Below are 23,224 nucleotides of genomic sequence, written 5' to 3' on the forward strand. Positions count from 1 at the left end.
GGAACCGGCGAGCGGACGTCGCCAGTTCCCCTTTCCCTGGAGCGCCTGGGGTGCGCGACGCCAGCCTCACGACCTGCAGCGTGGCGGGCCCGGTACTACTCGCCTGCGGCAGGCTGCGTTTCCACGCGGATGTTGTGCTTGTGCATGAGCCGGTACAGCGTCACGCGCGACACGTTCAGTTCGCGCGCGGCGGGCACGACGTGAAAGCCGTGGCTGGCCATGACGCTGCGGATCGCCTCGCGTTCGGCTTCTTCGCGAATGGCATCGAGCGTCTTGCGCGGCAACTCCGTTCCGCCATGCAGCTGCAGGTCCTCCGCCGTGATCTTGCGGTTGTCGGTCATGACGATGGCACGCCGCACCCGGTTGATCAGCTCGCGCACATTGCCCGGCCATGCGTACTGCATCATCGCCTGCGTGGCGCAGGGGGAGAATCCGCGGATGCGCCGGTGGGCTTCGTGACCATGCTCGGCCAGCACGACATTGGCCAGCAGCAGGATGTCCTCGCCACGCTCGCGCAGCGCCGGAATGGTCAGCGTCAGCACGCACAGCCGGTGGAACAGGTCCGAGCGAAAGCGGCCATCGGCCTGCGCCGCCACCAGGTCCACGTGCGTGGCCGAGATGATGCGCAAATCCAGTGGAATGGACTGGTGTCCGCCCAGCCGCGTGATGGTGCCCTGCTGCAGGAAGCGCAACAGCGCCACCTGGCTTTCGAGCGGCAGGTCGCCGATTTCATCGAGAAACAAGGTGCCGCCCTGCGCCTGCTCGATCCAGCCGATCTTGCGCTGGTTCGCACCGGTGAACGCGCCCTTCTCGTAGCCGAACAATTCGGACTGCACCAGGTGCGATGGAATGGCACCGCAGTTGATCGCGACAAATGGCCCCTTGCGCCGGCTCGAGGCTTCGTGGATCGCCTGGGCGGCGAGCTCCTTGCCCGTGCCCGACTCGCCGGAAATGAATACCGGCGCTTCGTTGTGCGCGACTTTCGCCAACGAACGGAACATGCTGCGCATGGGCGCGCATTCGCCGATCATCGCGCCGTGCGACGCCATCTCGGTGGCGCGGCCGTGATGCAGGCAGGCCATGCCATGCGCGTGCTTGAGGGTGTACAGCAACTCGTCGTGCGAGAACGGCGTACGCACGTAGTCGACGCAGTAATCGCGGATCAGGATGCGCACGCGCTGGTCCGCCAGCTGGGCGTCGGTGGTGATCGCCACCCACGTCACGTGCTGGTGTTGCAGGCTCTGCTCCAGCTGCGCGAGTTCTGCATCACTGTATTCGGCTTGCAGGTCGATCACGCCCGCCATGGGCGCGCTCCCGCGGACGACCCGCTCGAGGTCGCGCACCTGCTGGATGCGGCGCACGTCCCAGCCCGGCCCGAACTGGGCAGGGGTAAAACCAAAATCCTCATGACGCGACACGACCACGACCTGCGCAGCGCGTGCCGGCGCCTTGCACAGTCGGTCCATAACGATCTCCCGGACGTTGGGCTTATTGTTTATCCCGGTTTCCCGGCGCATTGGCACCGACCCTCCCGGCCGGTGCTCACGCCGCGGACTCGACGTCGGTATCACGAACTGGACTGACTGTGCGCCGGCTCGCCCATGACAGCGAGCGGATCGCTGCCCAGGTGCAGTTCCTCCTGGAGACGGCGGCGGACAATATCGCGCTCGCGCATCAACTCGACGCGCGGCGCCTCGGGCGTCTGCCCGGAATACTGGTAGTACAGCGCCTTGTAAGTCTGCTGGCTCAGGATCCATTCCTGCAGCAGCTCGCGCTGGCGGACCAGCTCGGCTTCAAGCAGCCGATGCCGCCGCAGCAGGTTCTCTACGGCCTGGCGCGTGGTCGAGGACAAATCGCCTTCCTCGAGCAGAGTGGTCACGTCGGACACCGCTGCGCCGTCATGGCGGATCTTGCGGGTCGCTGAATCTCCTGTGGCGTCTCCCAACACTGCCCAGGTTCGATGCATGGAACGATTGGCGGACTCGCTGATGGGCCCGATGGCGGGTCGCCGGATTTCTCCTGCGTTCATATCTGATCCCCGTTGTACAACACCCCCGGCACTACACGTTCGCGTTTACCACTCTTCTGTCTTGAAATTCTTGTTTGTTTGGCGCACGTGTGTCCGCACGCTCTGTCTTCGTGGTGGCGATGCCGTATTGAAATACGGTCTGATCGGATGCGTCCCACGACGGGCGGACTTGCCGAAGATATATCACGGCGCTCGCTGGCGCCTTGCCGGGATGAACCGGAGTCGAGAAGGGGCGCGTCACGCGCCCCTCCGTTTGCCACGTCTCTAGTTCAGTGCATTTGCGGCGGTTTGTCCAGCCCCGAGTGGGGGATGTCCGACCAATCTCATGCTGGACTCATCCTTTGGGATGAAGCGCACATGAAGCATCGCATTCGCTGCATTTTTCGCAAATAGGCGCTTCCACGGCAATATGCCACGGTGTCACCGCCCCGCAGAAACGGGTACGCTTTGTTGCGCCATACCACGCAGAAACGGGTACGCGGCAGTTGCCGCAGCATGCATTTCGGACAGGCGATGCTGCGGCTTTCCAGTGTCAGTGACCGGGCAGATAGTAGAACTTGAAGATAAACACGGCTGCGATGATCCACACCATCGCCGGCACCTGCCGGGCCCGTCCTGTCAGCAGCTTGAGCACCGCGTAGGTGATGAAACCGAACGCCACGCCATTGGCCACCGAGTAGGTAAACGGCATGCCAAGCGCCGTCAGCACGGCCGGAACAACTTCAGTCACGTCATTCCAGTCGATGTCGAGCAGCTCGCGCAGCATCAGGCAGGAAACATAGAGCAGTGCCGGCGCGGTGGCATAGGCCGGCACCGTGCCGGCCAGCGGCGCGATGAACAGGCAGGCCAGGAACAGGACCGCAACGGTCACCGCAGTAAGGCCGGTGCGTCCCCCCGCCTGCACGCCCGAAGCGCTTTCGATATAGGCCGTGGTCGACGACGTGCCGAGGAACGAACCGGCCATGATGGCCGTGCTGTCAGCCATCAGCGCCTTGTTGAGGCGGTCCATGCGGCCGGCCTTGAGAAGGCCGGCGCGGTTGGCCACGCCCATCAGCGTGCCGGTCGCATCGAACAGTTCCACCAGGAAGAAGACCAGCACCACGTTGATGATGCCGATCGACAACGCCGCGGACACATCGAGCTTGAGCAGGGTGGGGCTGATCGACGGCGGGGCAGAGAACACGCCGTGGAACGTATTGCCAGCGAAGAGGAAGCTCAGCACCGTGGTCAGCAGGATGCCGATCAGGATGGCGCCCTTCACCTTCAGCTGATCCAGCGAAACGATGACGAAGAAGCCGACGATCGCGAGCACGGCAGAGGGCTGGTGCAGGTCGCCGATGGTGACGAGCGTGGCCGGGCTGGCGGTGACGATGCCCGCGTTCTTGAGCGCGACGATCGCCAGGAACAGGCCGATGCCCGCCGTGATCGCCACGCGGATCGAATGCGGAATGCCGTTGACGATCATTTCGCGCACGCGGAACAGCGTCACCAGCAGGAACAGGCAGCCCGAGATGAACACGGCGCCTAGCGCGGCTTGCCACGCAAAGCCCATGCCCTTCACCACGGTATACGCGAAGTAGGCATTCAGGCCCATGCCCGGCGCCATGGCAATCGGATAATTGGCGTAGAAGCCCATGATCAGCGTGCCGATCGCGGCCGCCACGCAGGTGGCCACGAAGACCGCATCCTTGGGCATGCCGGCATCCCCGAGGATCGACGGGTTCACGAAGATGATGTACGCCATCGTGAGGAAAGTGGTCATCCCAGCCAGGACTTCGGTGCGCACATCGGTCTGGTGTTCGGATAGCCTGAAGATCCGCTCCAGCAGGGAGGACGTGGGCTGGCCTGCGGCGGGGCCGGCCGCCTTGGAAGCGGGTTCCGGTATCGACATCAAAGGTCTCCTGAAAGTCTGTCGTTATGGCATCGGACTGCCGCATGGACAACGGCCGCCACGCAAAGGGTAGCGGCGGCCGTGACACGTGCAAGCATGGCGCGCCGGACTGCGGCCAGCGTACTCTGGTACAGATTGGCCCCGCAGGTGCGTGCGCCGACGCATGAACGACATGCAAAGCGCGTGATGATCCCACAGCGCAGGAATGTGGTGCCAGCCCCCGTTACGGGCCATCCCGAGCTTGACGGTAGCATCGATCCCCCGTATAAATCGCACTAGATTCAAGCGACGAGGCAACAGTTCATTCGTTAGCCACCGTCTGGTACTTCGGTTGTCCATGGTGTCCTTTCCTTGAGTTCCGTGTAGAGTGGCGCATTCGCCATTCGTTTATTTTATTTTTTCTGGAAAGCAAATCATGCAAACCGGTATCGTCAAATGGTTCAACGACGCCAAGGGCTTCGGCTTCATCAAGCCGGACGCAGGTGGTGACGACCTCTTCGCTCACTTCTCGGAAATCCGCTCGGACGGTTTCAAGTCGCTGCAGGAAAACCAACGCGTGTCGTTCGAAGTCAAGAACGGCCCGAAGGGTCTGCAAGCCGCGAACATCACCCCGCTGTAAGCTGGCACGCGGCGCGCCCCGCGCGCCACGACAAAAAACCCGCCCCTGAGGCGGGTTTTTTTGTGCCCGGCGCCAGCGCACCGCCGGTCGGCGCCGTTTTCATCCCCCCTTTCACCTGGCCCGCTCCGGCCCAGTCCCGATCTGCTACAGCACATTCTTCCGCGGCTAGTTCTCGTTCGCAGAAACGGGTACGCCCGCGCTCGATTCCCGTCCGTTTGAAGTAACGCATTGCGGCGCACCACGCAGAAATGGGTACGCTGCCGCCGCCTCTTGTCCGCAGAAACAGGTACGCAACGGGCCGCACGTGATCCCCCGCCAGAAATTGGCGCGCAGAAATGGGTACGCAGAAGCCGGGATACCGCGCGAAGGAGCCCGCCTGCGTTGCGTAAACACACACGCACCATTTGCGTCGGGCGGCATCACTGTCCCCGCAGAAACGGGTACGCGCCATGTTGCGGCGCGGCATACAGGCGTCAAGAGGTCGATGTTTACGCGCTGCGCAGAAATGGGTACGTCCATTTTGGTTTTCCTGATGACAACGACGCGCAGAAATAGGTACGCGGGACAGCAACGCTATGCCGGGCCGACATCGATTGGCCGCGCCCGGCAGCGTGCGCTTCGCAGAAACGGGTACGGGCCAGATATCTGCATGCAGTCACGTATACGTTGAAAGTGAGCACTGGCTTTTAACCAAGGGTTGATGTATAATAGGACGTGCGATGAAAATTCTGACGTCGCCTCAGAAATATCCGCAGAAACGGGTACGCTAGACTCAACAGGAGTCGGCTTGATGGGCGCAGAAATGGGTACGGTAACGCTGCGTTCCCACATTGGCCGAGATCGCAGAAATAGGTACGCCGCAGAATTGGGTACGCCCGCAAGATCCCAGTGCTGCACCAAGCCTTAGCGCAGAATCAGGTACGCTTTGCCCTGACGTGGCGCAGAAACGGGTACGCTTTGCGGCGGCAGGGCGATGGGTAGATGCCAGCACGAACCCATTTCTGCGGGGATAACTCCGTAAACCCGCCGCCCAGGCGCACTCAAACAGCCGAATCCGCACTTTCATCGCAGAAACGGGTACGCTAACGAGGTGTCTTGCTGTGGAAAAGCCTGTGGGAACAACAGGTTATCCACGCAGAATCCGGTTCGGGGATTCCGCTGAAACAGGTTCGGTCTTGCGCAGATTCAGGTTCGGGCCTTCGCAGAATCGAGTACGGTTCTCCGCAGAATCTGGTTCGCGGGCAGCTCAAATCCGCTTTGAAATCAAGGCCCTGACCTCTCCGTATACGGTTTACAAGTAGTTAACCCGTATCTATATCGTTTACTTGTAGCCAAGGTCTGGCCATCCGTGGACAACCCCTACGGGTTGCCCACCGACAGCCAGCCTGCCGTCAACCAGGTAAACACGGCACCTCAACCCAATCGGCATTCAGGGAAGCACCGTAGAAACGTATACGTACCCGTTTCTGCGTGACAAGGTTTACGGGTTCGCGTAAAAAGGCGGGTAATCCGAAGCACGCCAATATGCCCATCAAACGCTCCCCGGTCGCCGCGGGGGATCGCACCGTCCTGGATATGGACGGCGAGCCATCCCGCATCATTGTTCCTGGCAACGAGAACAGCCTGGTTCCGTCCGAGAAATTTCAACGTCTGTTCGACGAGGCGCAAGCCATGGAGCGCGAGGACGCCTGGCAAAGCGGCGAAGTCGGGTTCCTGAGTCGTGCCAGCGTGCAGGTCACGCTGCCGTATCGCGCGCCCAAAGGCGCGCCTCCCGTGTGGACGCGTACCAGCGGCAACATTTCGCTGATGATCCAGCCTGGCTACTTCACGCAGCAGCGGTCCGAGCGCGCCAGCAATGGCCGGCAGAAGCTTGTTTCCGAAACCGTGTCGCTGGGCTATCCCTATGGGTCGTATCCGCGCCTGATGCTTGCCTGGATCGGCAAGGAAATCATGGCCAAGAAGAAGCGGGGGGAATTCACCGGCACGGTGGAAGACCGACGCATCTCGCTGGGCAATTCCTTGTCGGAGTTCATGTACAACCTCGGCATTCCGATGGCGACGGGTGGCAAGCGCGGCACGATGACGCTGGTCCGACAGCAGATGATCCGCCTGTTCTCGGCGACCATCGCGATCGTCCAGAACAAGTCCACGCCAAGCCAGAACCAGAACAGCAGCCACGAGCCGTTGTCCATCGACCGCGTCGGCTACTTGCTGGCCGATCAGCTGTCGACATGGTGGGATCCCATGCAGCCAGGACAGGGCTCCATGTTCGAGAGCTTCGTGGTGCTCTCAGAGCCCTTTTTCAACGAGTTGGTTAACCGTCCGGTACCGGTCGACATGCGTGCGCTGAAGGCGCTCAAGCAGTCGCCGTTTGCGCTGGACGTTTACTCGTGGCTAACGTACCGATTCTTTACGATCCAGCGACGCACCGAGATTCCGTGGGAAGCCCTGCAGATGCAGTTCGGCACGGAAACCGAAAGCGAGCGCAAATTTCGGGCACTGTTCCGCAAGGCACTCAAGGACGTGCTGGTGGTCTACCCCGGCGCCAAGGTCGATGCGGACTCCTCCAAGGCCCTCATCCTGCAGCCGTCCCGAACCAGCGTCCGCAAGCTGGGCTGATCAAGGCGCGGACGACAAAAAAGGCAAGCACGAGGCTTGCCTTTTTTGTTTTCGGGCGATGGCCACGCAGCAAGCTGCGTGGCCATCGCGCATCAGGCGGGCTTGATGGCCGATGCCTGCAGACCCTTCGGGCCTTGCTTGACCTCAAAGGTCACGCGTTGACCGTCCTTCAGGGTCTTGAAGCCAGCGCCCTGGATTTCGGAGAAATGCGCGAACAGATCCGCACCGCCGTCGTCCGGGGTAATGAAGCCAAAGCCCTTGGTCTCGTTGAACCACTTGACCGTACCGGTTGCCATAGGAATTTCCTTTCGAAGCAAGTTCTCTTGTACACCACGCAAACAACCGTTCAAGCACGTTGATTCTCGTAGATACCGAACGGAAGCCGACGAGGTTGACACGACTTGACTCGACTGTAGGGCGCATCATAACCAGATTTGTCCTGGTCTGTCATGTGCGCCGTAAAGCGCACTACAAATACTTTAGGCGGATTGTCTGCCGCATTTCAAGCGGAAATATCAAATAGCGGTGTTTCGCCAATCGCGGTGAGTGAAAGCACTTACTTGTCTAACTACAAATGTTATAAAAATTTAGAATACGGTTGATGCGCCACCTGGATTTGGCTAAAGTGGCGCCTAAAGTTAACCGCGCTTTCAGCGCTGAAAGAGAGGTCCCTGTGGCAGCAAAAATCATCACAGTCTTCAACCAGAAGGGCGGGTGTGGCAAGACGACGGTGAGCATGCATCTGGCCGGAACGCTGGGCCTGCGCGGCGCGCGCTCGATGCTTGTCGATATGGACGAACAAGGCACGGCGACAAGATGGGCGGCTCAGGCCAGCGACGAGCGTCCGTTCCCCGCCTCGGTAATTGGTTTGGCGCCATCCGGCGGCGCGATGCACCGGGAGGTCCGCAAATTCGTCAATGACTACGACTACATTGTTGTCGACTGCCCGCCAGCCGTGCATTCGGCTGCGCCGTCCAGCGCCCTGCTGATTTCCGATCTGGCCATCATCCCCGTGGTACCGTCACCGCCCGACCTGTGGGCTGCGGTGGCGGCAAAAACTCTCGCACAACACGCGCAAGTCCAGAATGAAACGCTGTTGATTCGCGTGATGGCGAACATGGTGCAGAGGCGTGTTTCGATCGCGCGTCAGGCAATCGAGATCCTTGGTGACGACGGTGAAGTTCCTCTGCTGAATTCGATGATCGGGTCTCGTTCGGCGTTCCGGGAGTGCCAGGCGATCGGTTGCACCGTCCATGGTGTCGCTGGCGCGCGCGAAGCCGTGCAGGAGGTCGACATGATGGTCGATGAAGTGTTGTCTTTGATTGAGCATTAAGGCATGGCTACGAAACTGAAGAGCCTGAAAGCAGGCATGCTGGCCGGCATGGCAGCGGAAAAGACCCGGAACGATTCCATGGACCGTTTTGCGCGCGCGGAGGCCGCAATTTCGCAGCATCCGAACGGGCTGCTACAGGGTCGCCCGCCAGAACCGGCGCTGTCTTTCAGCGCTGAAAGTGCCGAAACGGAGAGCTCCCGCCCCCTGATCCGCATTCTCCTGACCCACCTGCACGACAATCCGCTGAACGCCCGCCGGATCTACGACCCCGCCGTCGTGCAGGAGCGTGCCGCGTCGATCGCCACGCACGGACAGAAGACGCCCGGCCTTGCCGCACCGGACCCATCCCGTCCGGGCCACTACATCCTGATCGATGGCCACTATCGCAAGCGTGCCCTGGCATCCGCCGGCAAGCTTGAGATGGAATGCTTTGTCGAAAATGATCTCAGTGATCTGGACTTCTACCGCCTGTCTTTCATGCTCAACGAGCAGCGGTCGGACCAGTCCGCGCTCGACAATGCGATCGCCTGGCGCCAGTTGCTGGACGAAGGCAAGGTGCAGAAGGAGGAGGACATCTGCGAACTGACCGGCATCTCCGCCGGCACGGTGAACAAGACGCTCGCCTTGCTGCGATTGCCCGAATCGGTGCTCGGTGTCATGCGCGAACGGCCGAACGCTATCGGCATCGCGGCGGGGTACGAGCTGACGCTCTATTTCAAGCTCGCCGGAGAAGACCGCACGCGCGACCTGGCAACGCGCATCATGACCGACGGCTTGTCGAGCCGCGAAGTGGAATCCATCCGCAAGCAGGCCCAGGAAGGCAAATCGCGCAAGGTGAAGGAAATCAGTCGCCAGTACAAGATCCGTACCGATGGCGGCCAGTTGCTAGGCACCATCAAGGAATGGGATTCCGGGCGGGTCATGCTCGATGTGCAGCTTAGCGACCGGGGCGCGCGCGAGGCGCTGGTCGAAGCGCTCAAGACGCGTTTTGGCCTGGACAAGACGTTGCTCTAGGACGTACCGGCTCCGATCCCGCGTTGGGGGAGGGCCCCCTTATGGCGTTCCCTCCTGTGCACCTTCACACTGCCGCCGAACGAATCTGTTTAGGTGTGAACGCGGGCAATGCCTTCGCCTGCGTGCTCGCGTAGGTCTTCCATGCGGCCCGCAACAACTGATCGAGACCACTGGCTCCATAGCCGGCCGCGGACCCCGCCAGGCGCTTCGCGGTGCCACGGCGAGTCGGCGGATAATCGGTCGGCCCCAGAAGCGCCGCGCCACGAGGCGGGGACTCCGTCAGGCCGCGCCGTACCCAATGCTTCCGCAACGCGGCAAGCGTATCCGGGGCCAAAGCGCGAGATCGTGACTTCGCGTCATGCCAACGCAAGCAAGCTTCAGAATCTTCTATTTGCAACGCGTCGCACAGGATGCTGGCAAGTTCACCGAGCCTGAATCCGTCCCGGACCAGCAAGGCGGCAGCGAACGCTGCCTGCCACTTTGACTCGCCTTGCCTGCCCAGCCAGTCCAGGAATTCGTCGATGTCGCTACGCGCAAGACTACGACGTCCATCCGGCTCGACGGCGACACCAGCGTCGATAACCGGCGTGTCGACGAGATCGATGCCGCCCGCAAACGCCTTCGCCATCGACAGCGACTTCAACATGGCACGAATCACCCGCAGTGCCGCCGTCTGAGAACTGGCGCGCAGTGGGCCCTCGAAAGGCCGCCAATGTACGCGATCCCGTGGGCTGGCCGGCCCACACCAGAACGCAGGCGGCTCGGGTGCCCGCAGGAAGGCTACATATCTTTGCAACGATTCCACCGTGAGATCTGCCAGCTGCAGACGCTCTCTCGCCAGCCAGAGCAGTAGCCGTTCGGCTTCCTTTCGGTAACTGCTTCGCGTATGGGGCGACCTCGGCTTGGCGTCCAGCCATTGCCGGACGCGCTCCAGGTCCGATCCCGACGCCTCCGAGGCAGGTTGGCCCGACGGCGGCCCCTGCATATGTTCCAGCGGCACCGGGTACGCCATGTGTGGACCCAATGGAAGCGGCACGATGGCGGGGCGCTGGAAGACCTCGGAAGGCGGCAGGATATAGGCCTCAATAAGTGCTTGATTGTTATCTTTTGTGGCTTTGCGTTGCTCGATCAACCATCGCGTAATGAGCTCCGCCGACTTCGGGCCAATCCGGGGCACCGCGCGCCACCAACTACTGCCGCGGGCATTGGCGAGGCTGGCGAGATCCGAAATCTTGTGAATGCCGGCGGCGGCCAGACGGCGGGCCAGGCTTGGGCCGAACCACAGTCCGACTTCGTGCCCCGAGGCCGGCCGACCCTGCCCTAATCCTTCCAGCGATGAGAGCGCATCGACCCGGCGCGTCATGCCCACGTCGGACCGTCCGCGCAGCGCCTCGAACATCTCTGCGATATCCGGGCGGTCATGCTGCAAGGCAAACTGGACGAGGCGGTCCCGCAACGCGAGGATGCGCGCGATCGCCTGGCTCTCGGTCAGCGCGTCGTCATCGTCCGGATCGGACAGGTAGCGGTTGGCGATGTCGATCGGCCGCATGCCCTGCGCATAGGCACGCACAACGGCGAATTCAGTGCGGGTCAGCTTGGTGGCGGCCGATGCGCCGTGATCTTCGCTCATCCTCGGTTCTTACCTAAGTGACTGATCTATAACAACTTTATTCAAAGTGGATTCCGAGCAGGCCACTTTTGCGACATCAAAGTTAATGTAAATTATTTTTGTGCGAGCTACCATACTTTTTCGCTCGAAACCCGTGATTTCTGAGCGTGTGGCAGCGGCCGGAGGAGAGCTTGCCATGCGGCCGTTCGATCCTGCCGCCGGTCCCCGCACAGGCCCCAACATCGAAAGCGTACCCATTTCTGCGTGGGCGCAGGCGCTTGAGCCAGGCGCTACGGCCGAGCAAACTGAAGGCGCGGCCGATTGCGCAGACGCCGCGCTTTCAGGAAGCCGATATGAGTGAAACCGACTATCAGCTCATGGAGCTTGCCGAGGGCAAGCCCGTGAAGATGTGGACGCAGGGCGTGGCCGTCGAGGAGGAAGCGCTGCGCCAGTTGCGCAACACGGCGAGCATGCCGTTCGTCCATCGCCACCTTGCGGTGATGCCGGATGTCCACTTGGGCAAGGGCTCGACGATCGGCAGTGTCATCCCGACGCGGGGGGCGATCATCCCCGCAGCGGTCGGGGTCGATATCGGCTGCGGCATGATGGCCGTCCGCACGACGCTCAAGGCGGCCGACCTGCCTGATTCGCTGGCCCGCCTGCGCAGTGCGATCGAGCAGGCCGTGCCGCATGGCCGCGCGCCCGGGCGCAACGACCCCGGCGCGTGGAGCGGGCGTGCCCCGCATCGCGTCGACGACGCATGGAAAGCGCTCCTGCCTGGTTTCCGGCGCCTGGCGCAGAAGTACCCGAAGCTGGAGCGCACCAACCACCACGTGCACTTGGGCACGCTCGGCACGGGCAACCACTTCATCGAGATGTGCCTGGACGAGGCGGATAGCGTCTGGTTCATGCTCCACAGCGGCTCGCGCGGCGTAGGCAATGCGATCGGCTCGCTGTTCATCGCGCTGGCGCAGCATGACATGCGCCAGCACATCGCGAACCTGCCGGATCGCGATCTGGCATATTTTCAAGCAGGCAGCCGGCACTTTGACGACTATGTAGAAGCCGTGGGCTGGGCCCAGGAGTATGCACGCCGTAACCGCGAGGTGATGATGGACGCCGTCATGGCAGCCGCGCGCGGCGTGATTCGCCAGCCCTTCGGTCTCGACGAGCAGGCAGTGAACTGCCATCACAACTACGTGCAGAAGGAGCGCCACTTCGGCGAGGAAGTGTTCGTAACCCGCAAGGGCGCCGTTTCTGCGCAGAAGGGCCAACTGGGCATCATTCCCGGATCGATGGGCGCCAGGAGCTTCATCGTGCGCGGCCTGGGCAATCCCGAAAGCTTCTGTTCGTGCAGTCATGGTGCTGGCCGCGCGATGAGCCGCACCGAAGCCAGGCGCCGCTTCACGGTGGCCGACCAGGTCAGGGCCACCGCCCACGTCGAATGCCGGAAGGATGCGGCGGTGATCGACGAGATCCCGATGGCCTACAAGGACATCGACGCCGTCATGGCCGCGCAGCGCAGCCTGGTGGAGGTGGTCCACACGCTGCGCCAGTTGGTGTGCGTGAAAGGATAGGACCACGGTCGGTAGTCGGCCATGGGCAATGCCGCTGGCGGAACCGGTCGGGCCACTTGTCGGCGCGCACCGACACCACAATCATCCTCTGCCGACTTCATTCCCTTCGGTGCCCGGTCGTATGATGCCCAAGTCTCCCCACTCCGGGGCATCGTGGCCGCCTGCCGGTCGCAGCGTATCAGGAGGCACGCTTGGACCCACCCCGACCGTTTCCCCCCGGCACGCCACGCGGCGGCGATCTCATCGTCGCCCGCCCGGAAGGCCTCTACTGCCCGCCCGGAGATTTCTACATCGATCCCTGGCGTCCGGTGGACCGCGCGGTCATCACCCACGCCCATTCCGACCATGCTCGCGTGGGGCACGCGCACTACCTGTGTGCCGAGCCCGGCCGCGGCGTGCTGCTGGCACGGCTGCCCGGCATCCCGCTCGACACGTTGCCCTACGGCCAGCGCATCACCCACCACGGCGTCACGCTGAGCCTGCATCCGGCCGGGCATGTGCTCGGCTCCGCGCAGGTGCGGCTCGAATACGGCGGCCAGGTGTGGGTGGCCTCGGGCGACTACAAGCTCGAGGCGGATGGCACGTGCGACCCGTTCGAGCCCGTGCCTTGCGACACCTTCATTACCGAAAGCACCTTCGGCCTGCCGATCTACCGCTGGCCGCCGCAGGCGGCGCTGATGGCGGAGATCTTCCACTGGTGGCAGGCCAACGCGCAGGCGGGGCGCGCCAGCATCGTCTACGCCTATACCTTCGGCAAGGCGCAGCGCATCCTGCACGGCCTGCTGCGCCACACCGGCGCGGACGGCCTGCCCGGGCCGGTGATCGTCCATGGCGCGCTGGCCATGCTCAACGCCGCCTATGCCGAAGCCGGCGTGGCGCTGCCGCCGATGTCGGTGGCCACCGACCTGCCGCCGCGCAGCCCGCTGCTGCGGCAGGCCCTGGTGGTGGCACCGCCCTCGGCGCAGCGCTCGCCGTGGCTGCGCCGCTTTGGCGATGCCTCCGATGCCTTCGCCAGTGGCTGGATGCAACTGCGCGGCACGCGCCGCCGCCGTGGCGTGGACCGCGGCTTCGCACTGTCCGACCATGCCGACTGGCCGGGGCTGCTGCAGGCGATCGATGCCACCGGCGCCGAGCGCATCATCGTGACCCACGGCAACGTGCCGGTGATGGTGCGCTACCTGAGCGAGCGCGGCTGGCAGGCGCAGGCCTTCGAGACCGAATTCGGCGATGACGACGAATCCGTGCGCACCGAGGCGCAAGCGGAGTCGGCCGCCGACGGCGAGCCAGCGTTGCCATGAAGGCCTTCGCCGATCTCTACGCCGCGCTCGACGGCACCACCTCCACCAAGGCGCGGCTGGCTGCGCTGGTGGACTACCTGCGCGCGGCGCCGCCGCAGGATGCTGCCTGGGCCGTGTATTTCCTGGCCGGTGGCAAGCCGCGGCAGATCGTGCCGGTGTCGATGCTGCGCGAGCTGGCGCGCCAGGCCGCCGACCTGCCGGACTGGCTGTTCGAGGAAAGCTACCAGGCCGTCGGCGACCTGGCCGAGACCATCGCGCTGCTGCTGCCGGCCCCGATGGATGCCGACCGCGCCGGCCTGGCCGAATGGGTCGAGCAGCGCCTGCTGCCGCTGCGCGGCCTGCCGCCTGAAGCCTTGATGCCGCGTCTGGACGCACTGTGGCGGCCGCTCGACGCGCACGGTCGGCTGGTGCTGTTCAAGCTGATCACCGGTGCGTTCCGCGTGGGCGTATCGCGGCTGCTGGTGACGCGCGCGTTGGGCGAGGTGGCGGGCATCGATCCCAAGCGCGTGGCCGAACGCATGGTCGGCTACACGGACTTGTCGGCGCGGCCTGACGCGGCACGATTCCAGGCGTTGATCGCATCGGAAAGCGAAGACGATCGCGCGCTGCGGGCCGATGGCCAGCCCTACCCGTTCTTCCTCGCGCATCCGCTGCAGGCGCCGCTGGAGCAGTTCGACGCTGTGCTGGGCGCGCCCGAAGACTGGTTGGTCGAATGGAAGTGGGATGGCATCCGCGCGCAGCTCGTTTGCCGTGGCAGCCAGACCTGGCTGTGGTCGCGCGGCGAGGAACTGATTACCGAGCGTTTCCCCGAGATCGTCGACGCGGCTGCGGCGCTGCCAGACGGCACCGTGCTTGATGGCGAGATCGTGATCTGGCAGCAGGGCCGCGTGCAGCCCTTTGCGCTGCTGCAGCAGCGCATCGGCCGCAAGACGCTGAATGCAAAGCTGCTGCGCGAAGCGCCGGCCATCCTGATGGCCTATGACCTGCTCGAATGGCAGGGAGAGGACTGGCGTTCGCGGCCGCAGGCCGAACGCCGCGCGCAGCTGGACCAGGTGATCGCCCGGCATGTGCATCCGTCGCTGGAACTGAGCCCGCTGGTCCAGGCCGATGACTGGCCGCACTTTGCCAGGCTGCGCGAGGCCTCGCGCGATCTCGGCGTCGAGGGCTTTATGCTCAAGGCAGCCAGCGCGGCCTATGGCGCGGGACGTACCAAGGATGTGGGCGTCTGGTGGAAGTGGAAGATCGACCCGTACTCGGTCGACGCCGTGCTGGTCTACGCGCAGCGGGGGCACGGCCGCCGCGCCAGCCTTTATACCGATTTCACTTTTGCGGTCTGGAGCGCGCCGCCCGGCACGCCGGGCCGCACGCTGGTGCCGTTCGCCAAGGCGTATTCCGGCCTGACCGATGAAGAGATGCGCGCGGTCGACGCCATCGTGCGCCGGACCACCGTGGAGCAGTTCGGCCCCGTGCGCAGCGTGGAGCCGACGCAGGTATTCGAGCTGGGCTTTGAGGGCATCGCCCGAAGCGGGCGGCACAAGAGCGGCATTGCGGTGCGCTTTCCGCGCATGCTGCGCTGGCGCACCGACAAGCCGATCGAGGAAGCCGATACGCTGGCCACGCTGGAAGCCATGCTGCCGGGCGCCGGCAAGGTGGATCAGGTGGCAAGCCCTGCTGCATCGAGTACGGCATCGAGCTGAGCCTTCAGCAGGCCGAGCAGGCAAAACACGCTGAAGCTGGCCTCCGATCGTTCGCATTGCAGTGCCAACAATTGCAGGACACCGTCGAGACCGGCGTTGACTTGCTCCAGGCTGGCGTTGGCTGCGGACATATCAATCTTGGACATTTGACCTCCATCGTTGTGGAAGGCCTGCCGGATTTGTGTGGAGAGGGTGGCGGGCCTGACGACGAGGGTGGAAAGCGACCCCAGGAGAACGCTCAGCCTTGCGGCTGCCTCGCCGTGGCCCGCCGTAGAAAAAGGCGTGCTTGAGCACGAAGCGTCTTGAGTAGGACGATCCGCTTTGGGGGTCGGGTTTCCACACCCGGTCACCGTTGTGCGATGACGGGGACGAGTGTCGCTTCTTGCTGATCTTGAATCGATAGGACGGTTCGCATTCTTCTCCGGATCATCAACGAGTTTATGATGACTGGCTTGTCGTGCTTGTCGTGCTTGTCGTGCTTGTCGTGCTTGTCGTGCTTGTCGTGCTTGTCGTGCTTGTCGCTCTTGGCAGGCGCGGCTGTTTCGCCGGCGTAGCCGGCGAGTCACTTTTTGTCCGAGCGACAAAAAGTAACCAAAAAGCGCGTTTACTTGCCCTAACGGGCGAATATTGATCGTAGTGTGCGACGAATTTCGTACGGGTACTCGCTTCAGAGTCTTCCCGGCTGCCTGCCGCGTGGAGCGCAACCGCATGCAGGCTCCCGGACAATGATTGAACGAGCCCCGAACCTGTCCGTGGCCCGGCAAGGTCCAGCGATATCGCATCATCGCCTACGGCTGCTGCGCGCTCAGTAAAATCAGAAAAGCGAGGTAACGGAAGCACCGTCGCCAGCGCCGCTGATGTCCCTGACTAACCGACTAGTGAGCCGCGTAGCAGCCGAAGGCGATGATGCGATGACGGTGGAAGCAGGGGCCACGGACAGGTTCGGGGCTCGTTCAATCACGGCTTGGAAGCCTGCATGCGGACGCGCACCACGCGGCAGGCAGCGGGGCACGCTCTGAAGTTCATACCCGTACGAAATTCTTCGCACACTACGATCAATATTCGCCCGTTAGGGCAAGTAAACGCGTTTTTTGGTTACTTTTTGTCGCTCGGACAAAAAGTGACTCGCAGGCTACGCCTGCGAAACAGCCGCGCCCGCCAAGCACGACAAGGCAATCAAATAAGTGGATCAAACGCTGCATTCCAATGCCTTATCCAGACCCCCCTCTTCAGCGGGGAGCCGCCTCAAACTCATCCCACCGCACCACCCGATCGGGGGGCCTCATACTCGCGAACCCGTCATTGATATAACGCATTCTGCACAACACAGCTCGCAACGCAACGACGACACCACATATCCCTCCCCCCACGCATCATGAAAATTGACCATGGGGAAAACCCGCTCCGTCCGGACGCGCCTTGCTTTCCCCCAACCCCTTTCATATGCTGGTTACCAGAGTTACGAAATTTTACATCTGAGTTCAATGGCGTCTAAGAACGCCATCGGGTTTGATAAGCGTCGGATAGACGCAAACGGGGCGATTCAACATCTCCAAGGGAAGGGACCATCAGCAGGCCGGACGGGTACGCTGAAGGGGCTGGAGCGCTGTCGGATCGTAGGGAAAATGCATCCCGCAGGATAGCGAGGCATTTTCCGACCGCAAGTGCGGGTTGTCGCAGGGTTCGCGCTTGCCGCTACAAGAAAAGAGAGCGGCCATGGCCACCATCCTCTTGATCGAGCCTCATCCACTGTTGCGCCTGGGGCTGCGCCATCTGCTGGCGCAAGCACACATCCCCGGGGACCTGATCGATATCGATCCGCTGGCGCCCATTGAATCTGACCTCTGGCTGCATGGCGCAGACCTGCTGGTGTTCGGACTGCCGTCCGACCCCGGCAGCGGCTGCCATCAGCTGGCCGAACTGTGCGAGCGCCTGCAGCCGCAACGCGTGCTGGTGCTGGCCGAGTCTCCGGCCGCTGCGCTGGCCACCACCGGCTTGCCCGAGTCCGTGCGTGGCTGCATGCACAAGCACAGCAGTGCCGCCGCGCTCGACGCAGCGGTGCGCCTGGTGCTGGCTGGTGGCGAGTGTTTCCCGTCCCGCATCCAGATGGAAAGCGCTCCGGCCATGACCGATATGCCGATGACTCACGGCATGCTGTCTGACACGGCGGCCGGCGAGGCCCGCAACGTCGTGGCGCTGCAACGCGGCCATGGTTTGCACGCGACAGGCACCCACATGGAACCGGCACAGCCCGCACCGCGCACCGTGTCGCTGTCGCATGTAGGCGGCTACGAAACACCGTCCGCCGGCGCGCACCTGCTCAACATCACCGAGCGGCAGTACGAGGTGCTCGCACTGCTTGCGCGCGGCTATCCGATCAAGACCGTCAGCCGGATCCTCAACATCTCGGTCGCCACCGCCAAGACGCATGCGTGCACGCTGTACCAGCGGCTGCACGTGCGCAACAAGGGCGAAGCGGTCTACGTCGCGCTGCAGCGCGGTGCCACGCTCAACTGGGCCGGTCCGCCAACGACCGGCCAGCCGCTGATGTCCGCGGGCATGGCGGCGGCATAGTTACCTGACGAGCGGTCTCATCCTTCTGTAGCGCCAGGCTCATCCAAAAGCATGAAGCGGGCGTCGCGGCGGGTTGGTACGTTCTGAGTGAAGGCACTGGCAGGCACCTGGGCACGGCAGCATCGCGCGCCCCGCTTGCCGCGCCGCGCGGGCGGGTACAACGTGCTCCCATTCTCCAACGGTGGTATTGCTTCCGCGGTCAGGGCTGCCGCTCCATACCGTCAATGTCGACCTATCTGATTGCCAGCAATGAAGTGATGTGCCGGGTCCTGGCCCGCCGGCTGCAGGCGCTCAGCCTGCCCAGCCCGATCCGCTGGCGCGCGCCGCAATGGCTCGACGAAGCCGATGCTTGCATCCCTGCCGAGCAAGCCGAAGACCCCGCCGACATGGCGCTGCTCGATTGCAGCGGGGTCGAAGGCGATCAACGCGCGCTGCTCGACCGCCTGCACGCCAGGCTGGCGCCGCGGCGCTGGCTTGTTATCTCCGACCGGCTCGACGCTTCGCTGATGCTGCATGCCGCGCTGCTCGGCGCGAGCGGTTGCCTGGCGGCGCCGGTATCGGCGGAGCTCGTGTGCGCCGCCACGGCGCTGATCTGGGCGGGTGGCCAGTGTTTCCCGCGCACCGCGCTCACGCTCGGCGATGGCACGCCGCTGTCCTCCCTCGTTTGCCCGGTGGGGACTACGGCCACCGGATGAGGGCGAACCGCGCGCAACGCAGCTATGCTTGATTTGCCCGCGACAGAAGCTGGTCCCGCTTCAGAGGCCGCCGCCGCGGGAGTGCAAGGGGGTCGTATGGAGTGCGGTCTGGAATTCCTCGTCGTGCGCGGCTTTGCCGTTCGCGAAGGGCGGGGCAAGTGGGCATGTTGCTTCGAAATCCGGCTGGCCACGCAAAGCGATGAACCGCTGCTGTACCGCGGCGAGCTGCATGGCCGGCAATTCGACTGCGAACACGCGGCCGCCGAGGCGGCCCGCGAGGCAGGCGAGCGCGAGGCGCGACTGCGCGTGGACAGCCTCAAGGCTCTCATCATTGCCCAGCACCGCCACCGCGTCCCGGAATCATTTGTTCCGTAAGCTAAGGACACAGCGCGAGCTTTGCGAAAGAAGGGATGGGCGTTAGCGACGTCGATCCGCTCAAGCTTGCCGGCCAGTGCGCCCCGCAGCAGCCGAAGGCGATGATGCAATACCGGTCGCAAAGGCCGCAGCAGGTCGCCACCACCCATCCCCCGGCAGAGAACCAAAAAAGAAGCCCGCCGACCGGGGGACCATGCGGGCTTTGAACCGCGCAGGCCACGCAAAGCGCCTGCACGTCCCATCGACGATAGGCAATCGCCGTCCCGCTCTCCATCCGCCAGAAGCACCATGCGAGCGGGGTCGCGCACCAGGCATTCATTCCTACTTCAACCCTGCAGCAGCCATGCGATGACCCACTTCGCGACCCGCCGCGCGCAGGCCCGCGGGACTCTGTGCGCCGTCCAACAGACTGCCGGGAACACGCCGCGCAATGATCGCCAGCACGACCGGTCATCGCAGCAGCGGATACGGTCGGGGGGAGGCGCGCAGGACAGGAGTAGATGCACGGGCATTCGACTGCAGGCGCGCTGGCGTGTGCAGCCCTGGCCGTGCGCGCCCGCGAACGCAACGTCTTGGCACGCGCGGAGGCCAATGGTGTACGGCGACACAAACATGCGTGGGCGTGGCGGTCCGGGATTGCGCGGTGGAAATCCGGTCTGGTCGCACGTCAACAGCCATGTCGATCTGTGGATCGAACTGCTGCATGGCCTGGACCTGCCACCGATCGCGGCGCTGCCTTGCACCGTGAGGCAGGCGTTTGAAGCGGATCATTTTACGCAGTGCCGGATACCCGAGGCCGATCTCGAGCGGCTGTTCGGCCTGAGCATCCATGCGCTGACCTTGTATGACTCGCTCGAGAACCACGTAGCCGCGCAGACCAGCCGCGGCAATATCGTGGTGATGGAAGTCGACAGCAGCCAGCTCCCGCCTGCTCCGGGCGCTGCTTACCATCGACAGCGCACGCTTTCGTGCATCGGCATCGACGTGATGATTCCCGATGCGCTGGCCGTGGGGTATTTCCATTCGGACGGCTATCACACGGCCAGCGGCGAAGACTACACCGCGCTGTTCGGACGGGTGGCCGGCACCCGCAACCCGGAAGTCCAGATCTTCACCCACGCCGACGTGGTGCGCCGCAATCCCTGCACGCACAGCGAGGCGTCGTTGCTGAAGGCTTCTCTGGAACTCTTTCGCTTTCACCTGGCGAACCGCCCGTCCGACAATCCGGTCAGCACCTTCCGAGCCGCGTTCCCCGAGCATCTCGAGCGCCTGATGGCGCGCGGCGAGCCGGGCTTTCATCACTATGCGGCCGGCGTGCTGCGCCAGCTCGGCGCCAACTTCGAACTGCTTGCGCGTTATCTGCGCTGGCTGGTCGCACAGGGCGAGCCGGTGCCCGACAAGACCGCCGAGGCCTGCTACACGATGGCATCGGAGGCCATGGTCATGCAGTTCCGGCTGATGCGCGCGGTGATCAGCCGCAAGCCCGACACCTGCGAAGATTGCCTGGACCAGCTCGAAGCCTCGTACCAGGCTTGCGTACCGGTGCTGGCGAGGCATTTCGCGGGGAGCAAGACGTGACGACAGTGCCCGCCATGGCCGCGCGCGGGCGCCGCGATGCGCGGTCGCCCGGCGTGCTGCGCGTGCCGGGCGACTGGTCGTGGCTCGAAACACTGCCTGGCGCCGCGGACAGCCCGGCTTGCCTCGACGAGCGCGCGGCGTGGCTGCCGGCGCCGGTGCCGGGCACCGTGGCCGACGCCTTGCGCGTGGCAGGCCGCTGGCGCGAGACCACGTCAGCGATGCATCGGCACGATTACTGGTATCGCCTGCGATTTGCCGGCACCGGGCGCCGGCTGCTGCGCCTGCGTGGCCTGGCCGGCGCGGCGCAGGCCTGGGTGAACGGGCGCCCGATCGCCGCACCGCAGGCCCTGTGCGACGCCTGCGATGCCGAAGTGGAGCTGGCTGGCATCAACACCCTGCACCTGTGCTTCCGCGCCAGCGTGCCGCGCCTGCATGCGGCGCGCGGCACGCTGTGCTGGCGCACCGCACCGGCGTTCCACTCGGCCCGCGTCATCGGACATGCCGCGGCCGAGGACACGCCGCTGCACGCGGTGGGCCTGTTGCAACCCGTCGAGATGCTTGAGCTGGGCGGCAGCGACGTGCTTGCCGATGCCGCGGTGGATCTCCGCGCCGGACTTCAGGATGGCGCGGGCCGTGTGGCGCTGCGCCTGCACCTGCACGGTGAAGCACCGGCGCAGGCGAGCCTGAGCCTTTGCAACGCGGATGGCGCTGTGCATGCGCCGCTCTCGCGCGAGAACGCCTTTACCCTGTCAGCCGATGTGCGCGTGGACGCTCCGCGCTTCTGGTGGCCCCATACGCATGGCCAACCGGCGAAGTATCGCGTGCTGGCCGAAGCGGGCGGACACGTGCTCGATTGCGGGCGGCTCGCCTTGCGCAGCGTGCGCGTCGACCGGCATGGAAGCGATCCCTTGCCTCGCATCAACGATGTGCCGGTGTTCTGCCGGGGCGCGCGCCTGGACGCCGCCGAGCTGGCTGCGCTCGTGTCGTCGCCGCTGGCCGCGCGCCACAGGATGCGCCTTGCGCGCGGGGCAGGCCTGAACGCGTTGGTTCTCGATCGCGACTGCGCGCCGCCTGCCGATTTGCGCAGCGCCTGCGACGCGGTCGGCATCCTGCTCTGGCGCGAAGGCATGCAAGCGCCCGACACCGCATGGTTTCCCGAGATCGCAGCTGTGCCGTGCGCGCGCACGCTCGATGCGCTTGGCCTGTCGCAAGCGCTTGGCGATCCGCGCTGGAAGGCCGGCGTATTGCACCGGAGCGGCACGCTGTGCGATGCCGAGGACGCGCGCGACCGGCACTTGCTCGCGCTGTACGGCGTGGATCCGCCGCAGCTGCGCCGCACGGATCCGCAGCGCTATCTGCGCCTGTCGCGTGCGCTGGCGGCGGAACTGGCGAACGACTTCATTGCCGGTTGCCGTCGCGACGGCAGCCAGTCCGGACTGGCGCTGGTGCCGGCGCTGCGCGATGTGGCGCTGGCCAATGGTGCCGGCGTGGTCGATGTGCTGGGACGGCCCAAGTCGGCCTGGCATGCGATACGGGCCGCATGCCGCCCGCTGCAGGTCCTGCTCGGGACCGATGCCGCGGGCTGCCTCCGCGTGGAGCTGCTGAACGAGACCGCCAGCGCGCGAGACATCCGCCTCAGGGTTTGCTGGATCCGGAACGGCATGCACGTACACGCCGAGTCAATGCAAATGCTGCAGCTGGCGCCCCGTCAGTCGCTCGTGCTGACGCCGCGGCCGCAGCACGGCGGTTCCCCCGAAATGGGCGATATCGTGCTGGCCACGCTGACGGACGCCCGCAGCGGCGCGCCGCTCAGCCAGGCGGCGCACGTGCCCGATCGCCGCGCGCAAGCGCTGCCGCAGGCGGGCCTGCAAGCCGAAGTGCGGCAGGACGCGGGGCACTGGTGGCTGGAGATATCGGCCACGCATTTCGCGCGCTGGGTGCATATCGAGGACGATGTGCTGCGGCCGTCGCAGGACTGGTTCCATCTCGCGCCCGGTGCGCGAACGCGCATCCGACTTTTGCATGAAGGCGGCCATACGTCTCAACCCGGAGTCATGCCGGCCGGCAAGGTCTGGGCCCTGAACCAGGATCGCCCCGCCTGCTACGCCGCCTAGCGGCACCCCTTCCGCCTTCGCATGCGCGCAGCATGTCCGCTTTCCGGCCGACCTACCAATGGATGACGGCGCACCAGCCGTCTGCCTACTGTCCCATTGGCAATCCATGGCGCTAAATACAGACACCGGGTCAGGTGCAATGCCGCAGGGTGCGGGTCCGCGGCAGGCCTGTCCGGGAGGAAACACCAATGCAAAGCGCCGG

Annotated in this window: 18 protein-coding genes; 12 read left to right on the forward strand and 6 right to left on the reverse strand. The window is 64.4% G+C overall.

The window, feature by feature from the left end:
• Window positions 1–95: 95 nt before the first annotated feature.
• The 3 genes from AC3FKH_RS14790 to AC3FKH_RS14800 form a co-directional block, all read right to left on the reverse strand.
• Window positions 96–1,466, reverse strand: a complete 1,371-nt coding sequence (locus AC3FKH_RS14790; protein WP_488676629.1) for a sigma 54-interacting transcriptional regulator — start codon at window positions 1,464–1,466, stop codon at window positions 96–98.
• Between the two features lie 101 nt (window positions 1,467–1,567).
• Window positions 1,568–1,879, reverse strand: a complete 312-nt coding sequence (locus AC3FKH_RS14795; protein WP_488676631.1) for a hypothetical protein — start codon at window positions 1,877–1,879, stop codon at window positions 1,568–1,570.
• 682 nt (window positions 1,880–2,561) lie between these two features.
• On the reverse strand, window positions 2,562–3,920 hold the full coding sequence (locus tag AC3FKH_RS14800) for an NCS2 family permease (RefSeq protein ID WP_488676633.1): 1,359 nt from the start codon (window positions 3,918–3,920) through the stop codon (window positions 2,562–2,564).
• 415 nt (window positions 3,921–4,335) lie between these two features.
• Here AC3FKH_RS14800 and AC3FKH_RS14805 point away from each other — a divergent pair, with 415 nt between their 5' ends.
• Together AC3FKH_RS14805 and AC3FKH_RS14810 are read left to right on the forward strand one after the other, a co-directional pair.
• Window positions 4,336–4,539: a cold-shock protein gene (locus AC3FKH_RS14805; RefSeq protein WP_006159057.1), complete on the forward strand. Its 204-nt coding sequence runs from the start codon at window positions 4,336–4,338 to the stop codon at window positions 4,537–4,539.
• A gap of 1,524 nt (window positions 4,540–6,063) precedes the next feature.
• Window positions 6,064–7,158 carry a replication protein RepA gene (locus tag AC3FKH_RS14810; protein WP_483712826.1) on the forward strand — a complete coding sequence of 365 codons (1,095 nt, stop codon included), beginning with the start codon at window positions 6,064–6,066 and terminating at the stop codon, window positions 7,156–7,158.
• 92 nt (window positions 7,159–7,250) lie between these two features.
• On the opposite strand, the gene AC3FKH_RS14815 is transcribed toward AC3FKH_RS14810, so the two are convergent.
• On the reverse strand, window positions 7,251–7,454 hold the full coding sequence (locus AC3FKH_RS14815; protein ID WP_042880443.1) for a cold-shock protein: 204 nt from the start codon (window positions 7,452–7,454) through the stop codon (window positions 7,251–7,253).
• Window positions 7,455–7,831: 377 nt separating this feature from the next.
• Here AC3FKH_RS14815 and AC3FKH_RS14820 point away from each other — a divergent pair, with 377 nt between their 5' ends.
• Both AC3FKH_RS14820 and AC3FKH_RS14825 read left to right on the forward strand, forming a co-directional pair.
• Window positions 7,832–8,491, forward strand: a complete 660-nt coding sequence (locus AC3FKH_RS14820) for an AAA family ATPase (protein ID WP_483712825.1) — start codon at window positions 7,832–7,834, stop codon at window positions 8,489–8,491.
• Between the two features lie 3 nt (window positions 8,492–8,494).
• Window positions 8,495–9,505: a ParB/RepB/Spo0J family partition protein gene (locus AC3FKH_RS14825; RefSeq protein ID WP_488676635.1), complete on the forward strand. Its 1,011-nt coding sequence runs from the start codon at window positions 8,495–8,497 to the stop codon at window positions 9,503–9,505.
• Between the two features lie 64 nt (window positions 9,506–9,569).
• Here AC3FKH_RS14825 and AC3FKH_RS14830 read toward each other — a convergent pair whose 3' ends face one another.
• Window positions 9,570–11,135 (reverse strand): phage integrase family protein, encoded by a 1,566-nt coding sequence (locus AC3FKH_RS14830; protein ID WP_488676636.1) that lies wholly within the window; start codon window positions 11,133–11,135, stop codon window positions 9,570–9,572.
• A gap of 332 nt (window positions 11,136–11,467) precedes the next feature.
• Here AC3FKH_RS14830 and AC3FKH_RS14835 point away from each other — a divergent pair, with 332 nt between their 5' ends.
• The 3 genes from AC3FKH_RS14835 (at window position 11,468) to AC3FKH_RS14845 (ending at window position 15,686) form a co-directional block, all read left to right on the forward strand.
• Window positions 11,468–12,691: an RtcB family protein gene (locus AC3FKH_RS14835; protein ID WP_488676638.1), complete on the forward strand. Its 1,224-nt coding sequence runs from the start codon at window positions 11,468–11,470 to the stop codon at window positions 12,689–12,691.
• 191 nt (window positions 12,692–12,882) lie between these two features.
• Window positions 12,883–13,989, forward strand: coding sequence for a ligase-associated DNA damage response exonuclease (locus tag AC3FKH_RS14840; RefSeq protein WP_488676639.1), 1,107 nt, complete (start codon window positions 12,883–12,885; stop codon window positions 13,987–13,989).
• Window positions 13,986–15,686: an ATP-dependent DNA ligase gene (locus tag AC3FKH_RS14845; protein ID WP_488676640.1), complete on the forward strand. Its 1,701-nt coding sequence runs from the start codon at window positions 13,986–13,988 to the stop codon at window positions 15,684–15,686. Before AC3FKH_RS14840 ends, AC3FKH_RS14845 begins: the two co-directional genes overlap by 4 nt.
• Here the strand turns inward: AC3FKH_RS14845 and AC3FKH_RS14850 are convergent.
• On the reverse strand, window positions 15,644–15,832 hold the full coding sequence (locus AC3FKH_RS14850; protein WP_488676641.1) for a DUF1484 family protein: 189 nt from the start codon (window positions 15,830–15,832) through the stop codon (window positions 15,644–15,646). The two genes, AC3FKH_RS14845 and AC3FKH_RS14850, sit on opposite strands and share 43 nt — an antisense overlap.
• Before the next feature lie 1,570 nt (window positions 15,833–17,402).
• On the opposite strand from AC3FKH_RS14850, the gene AC3FKH_RS14855 reads away from it, so the two are divergent.
• From AC3FKH_RS14855 to AC3FKH_RS14875, 5 genes are all read left to right on the forward strand, one after another.
• Window positions 17,403–18,260 carry a response regulator transcription factor gene (locus tag AC3FKH_RS14855; RefSeq protein ID WP_488676643.1) on the forward strand — a complete coding sequence of 286 codons (858 nt, stop codon included), beginning with the start codon at window positions 17,403–17,405 and terminating at the stop codon, window positions 18,258–18,260.
• A gap of 224 nt (window positions 18,261–18,484) precedes the next feature.
• Window positions 18,485–18,955 (forward strand): DNA-binding response regulator, encoded by a 471-nt coding sequence (locus AC3FKH_RS14860; RefSeq protein ID WP_488676644.1) that lies wholly within the window; start codon window positions 18,485–18,487, stop codon window positions 18,953–18,955.
• A gap of 96 nt (window positions 18,956–19,051) precedes the next feature.
• The gene (locus AC3FKH_RS14865; protein ID WP_488676792.1) at window positions 19,052–19,330 is read left to right on the forward strand and encodes a hypothetical protein; all 279 of its coding nucleotides are present in this window, start codon (window positions 19,052–19,054) and stop codon (window positions 19,328–19,330) included.
• A gap of 594 nt (window positions 19,331–19,924) precedes the next feature.
• Entirely contained in the window at window positions 19,925–20,908 is a 984-nt protein-coding gene (locus AC3FKH_RS14870; protein WP_488676793.1) for a DUF1839 family protein, read from the forward strand.
• Complete coding sequence (locus AC3FKH_RS14875) at window positions 20,905–23,022, forward strand: glycoside hydrolase family 2 protein (protein ID WP_488676645.1); 2,118 nt, start codon at window positions 20,905–20,907, stop codon at window positions 23,020–23,022. Before AC3FKH_RS14870 ends, AC3FKH_RS14875 begins: the two co-directional genes overlap by 4 nt.
• Window positions 23,023–23,224: the final 202 nt, after the last annotated feature.

It is taken from the genome of Cupriavidus sp. 21MJTG02-4 (assembly GCF_057798975.1).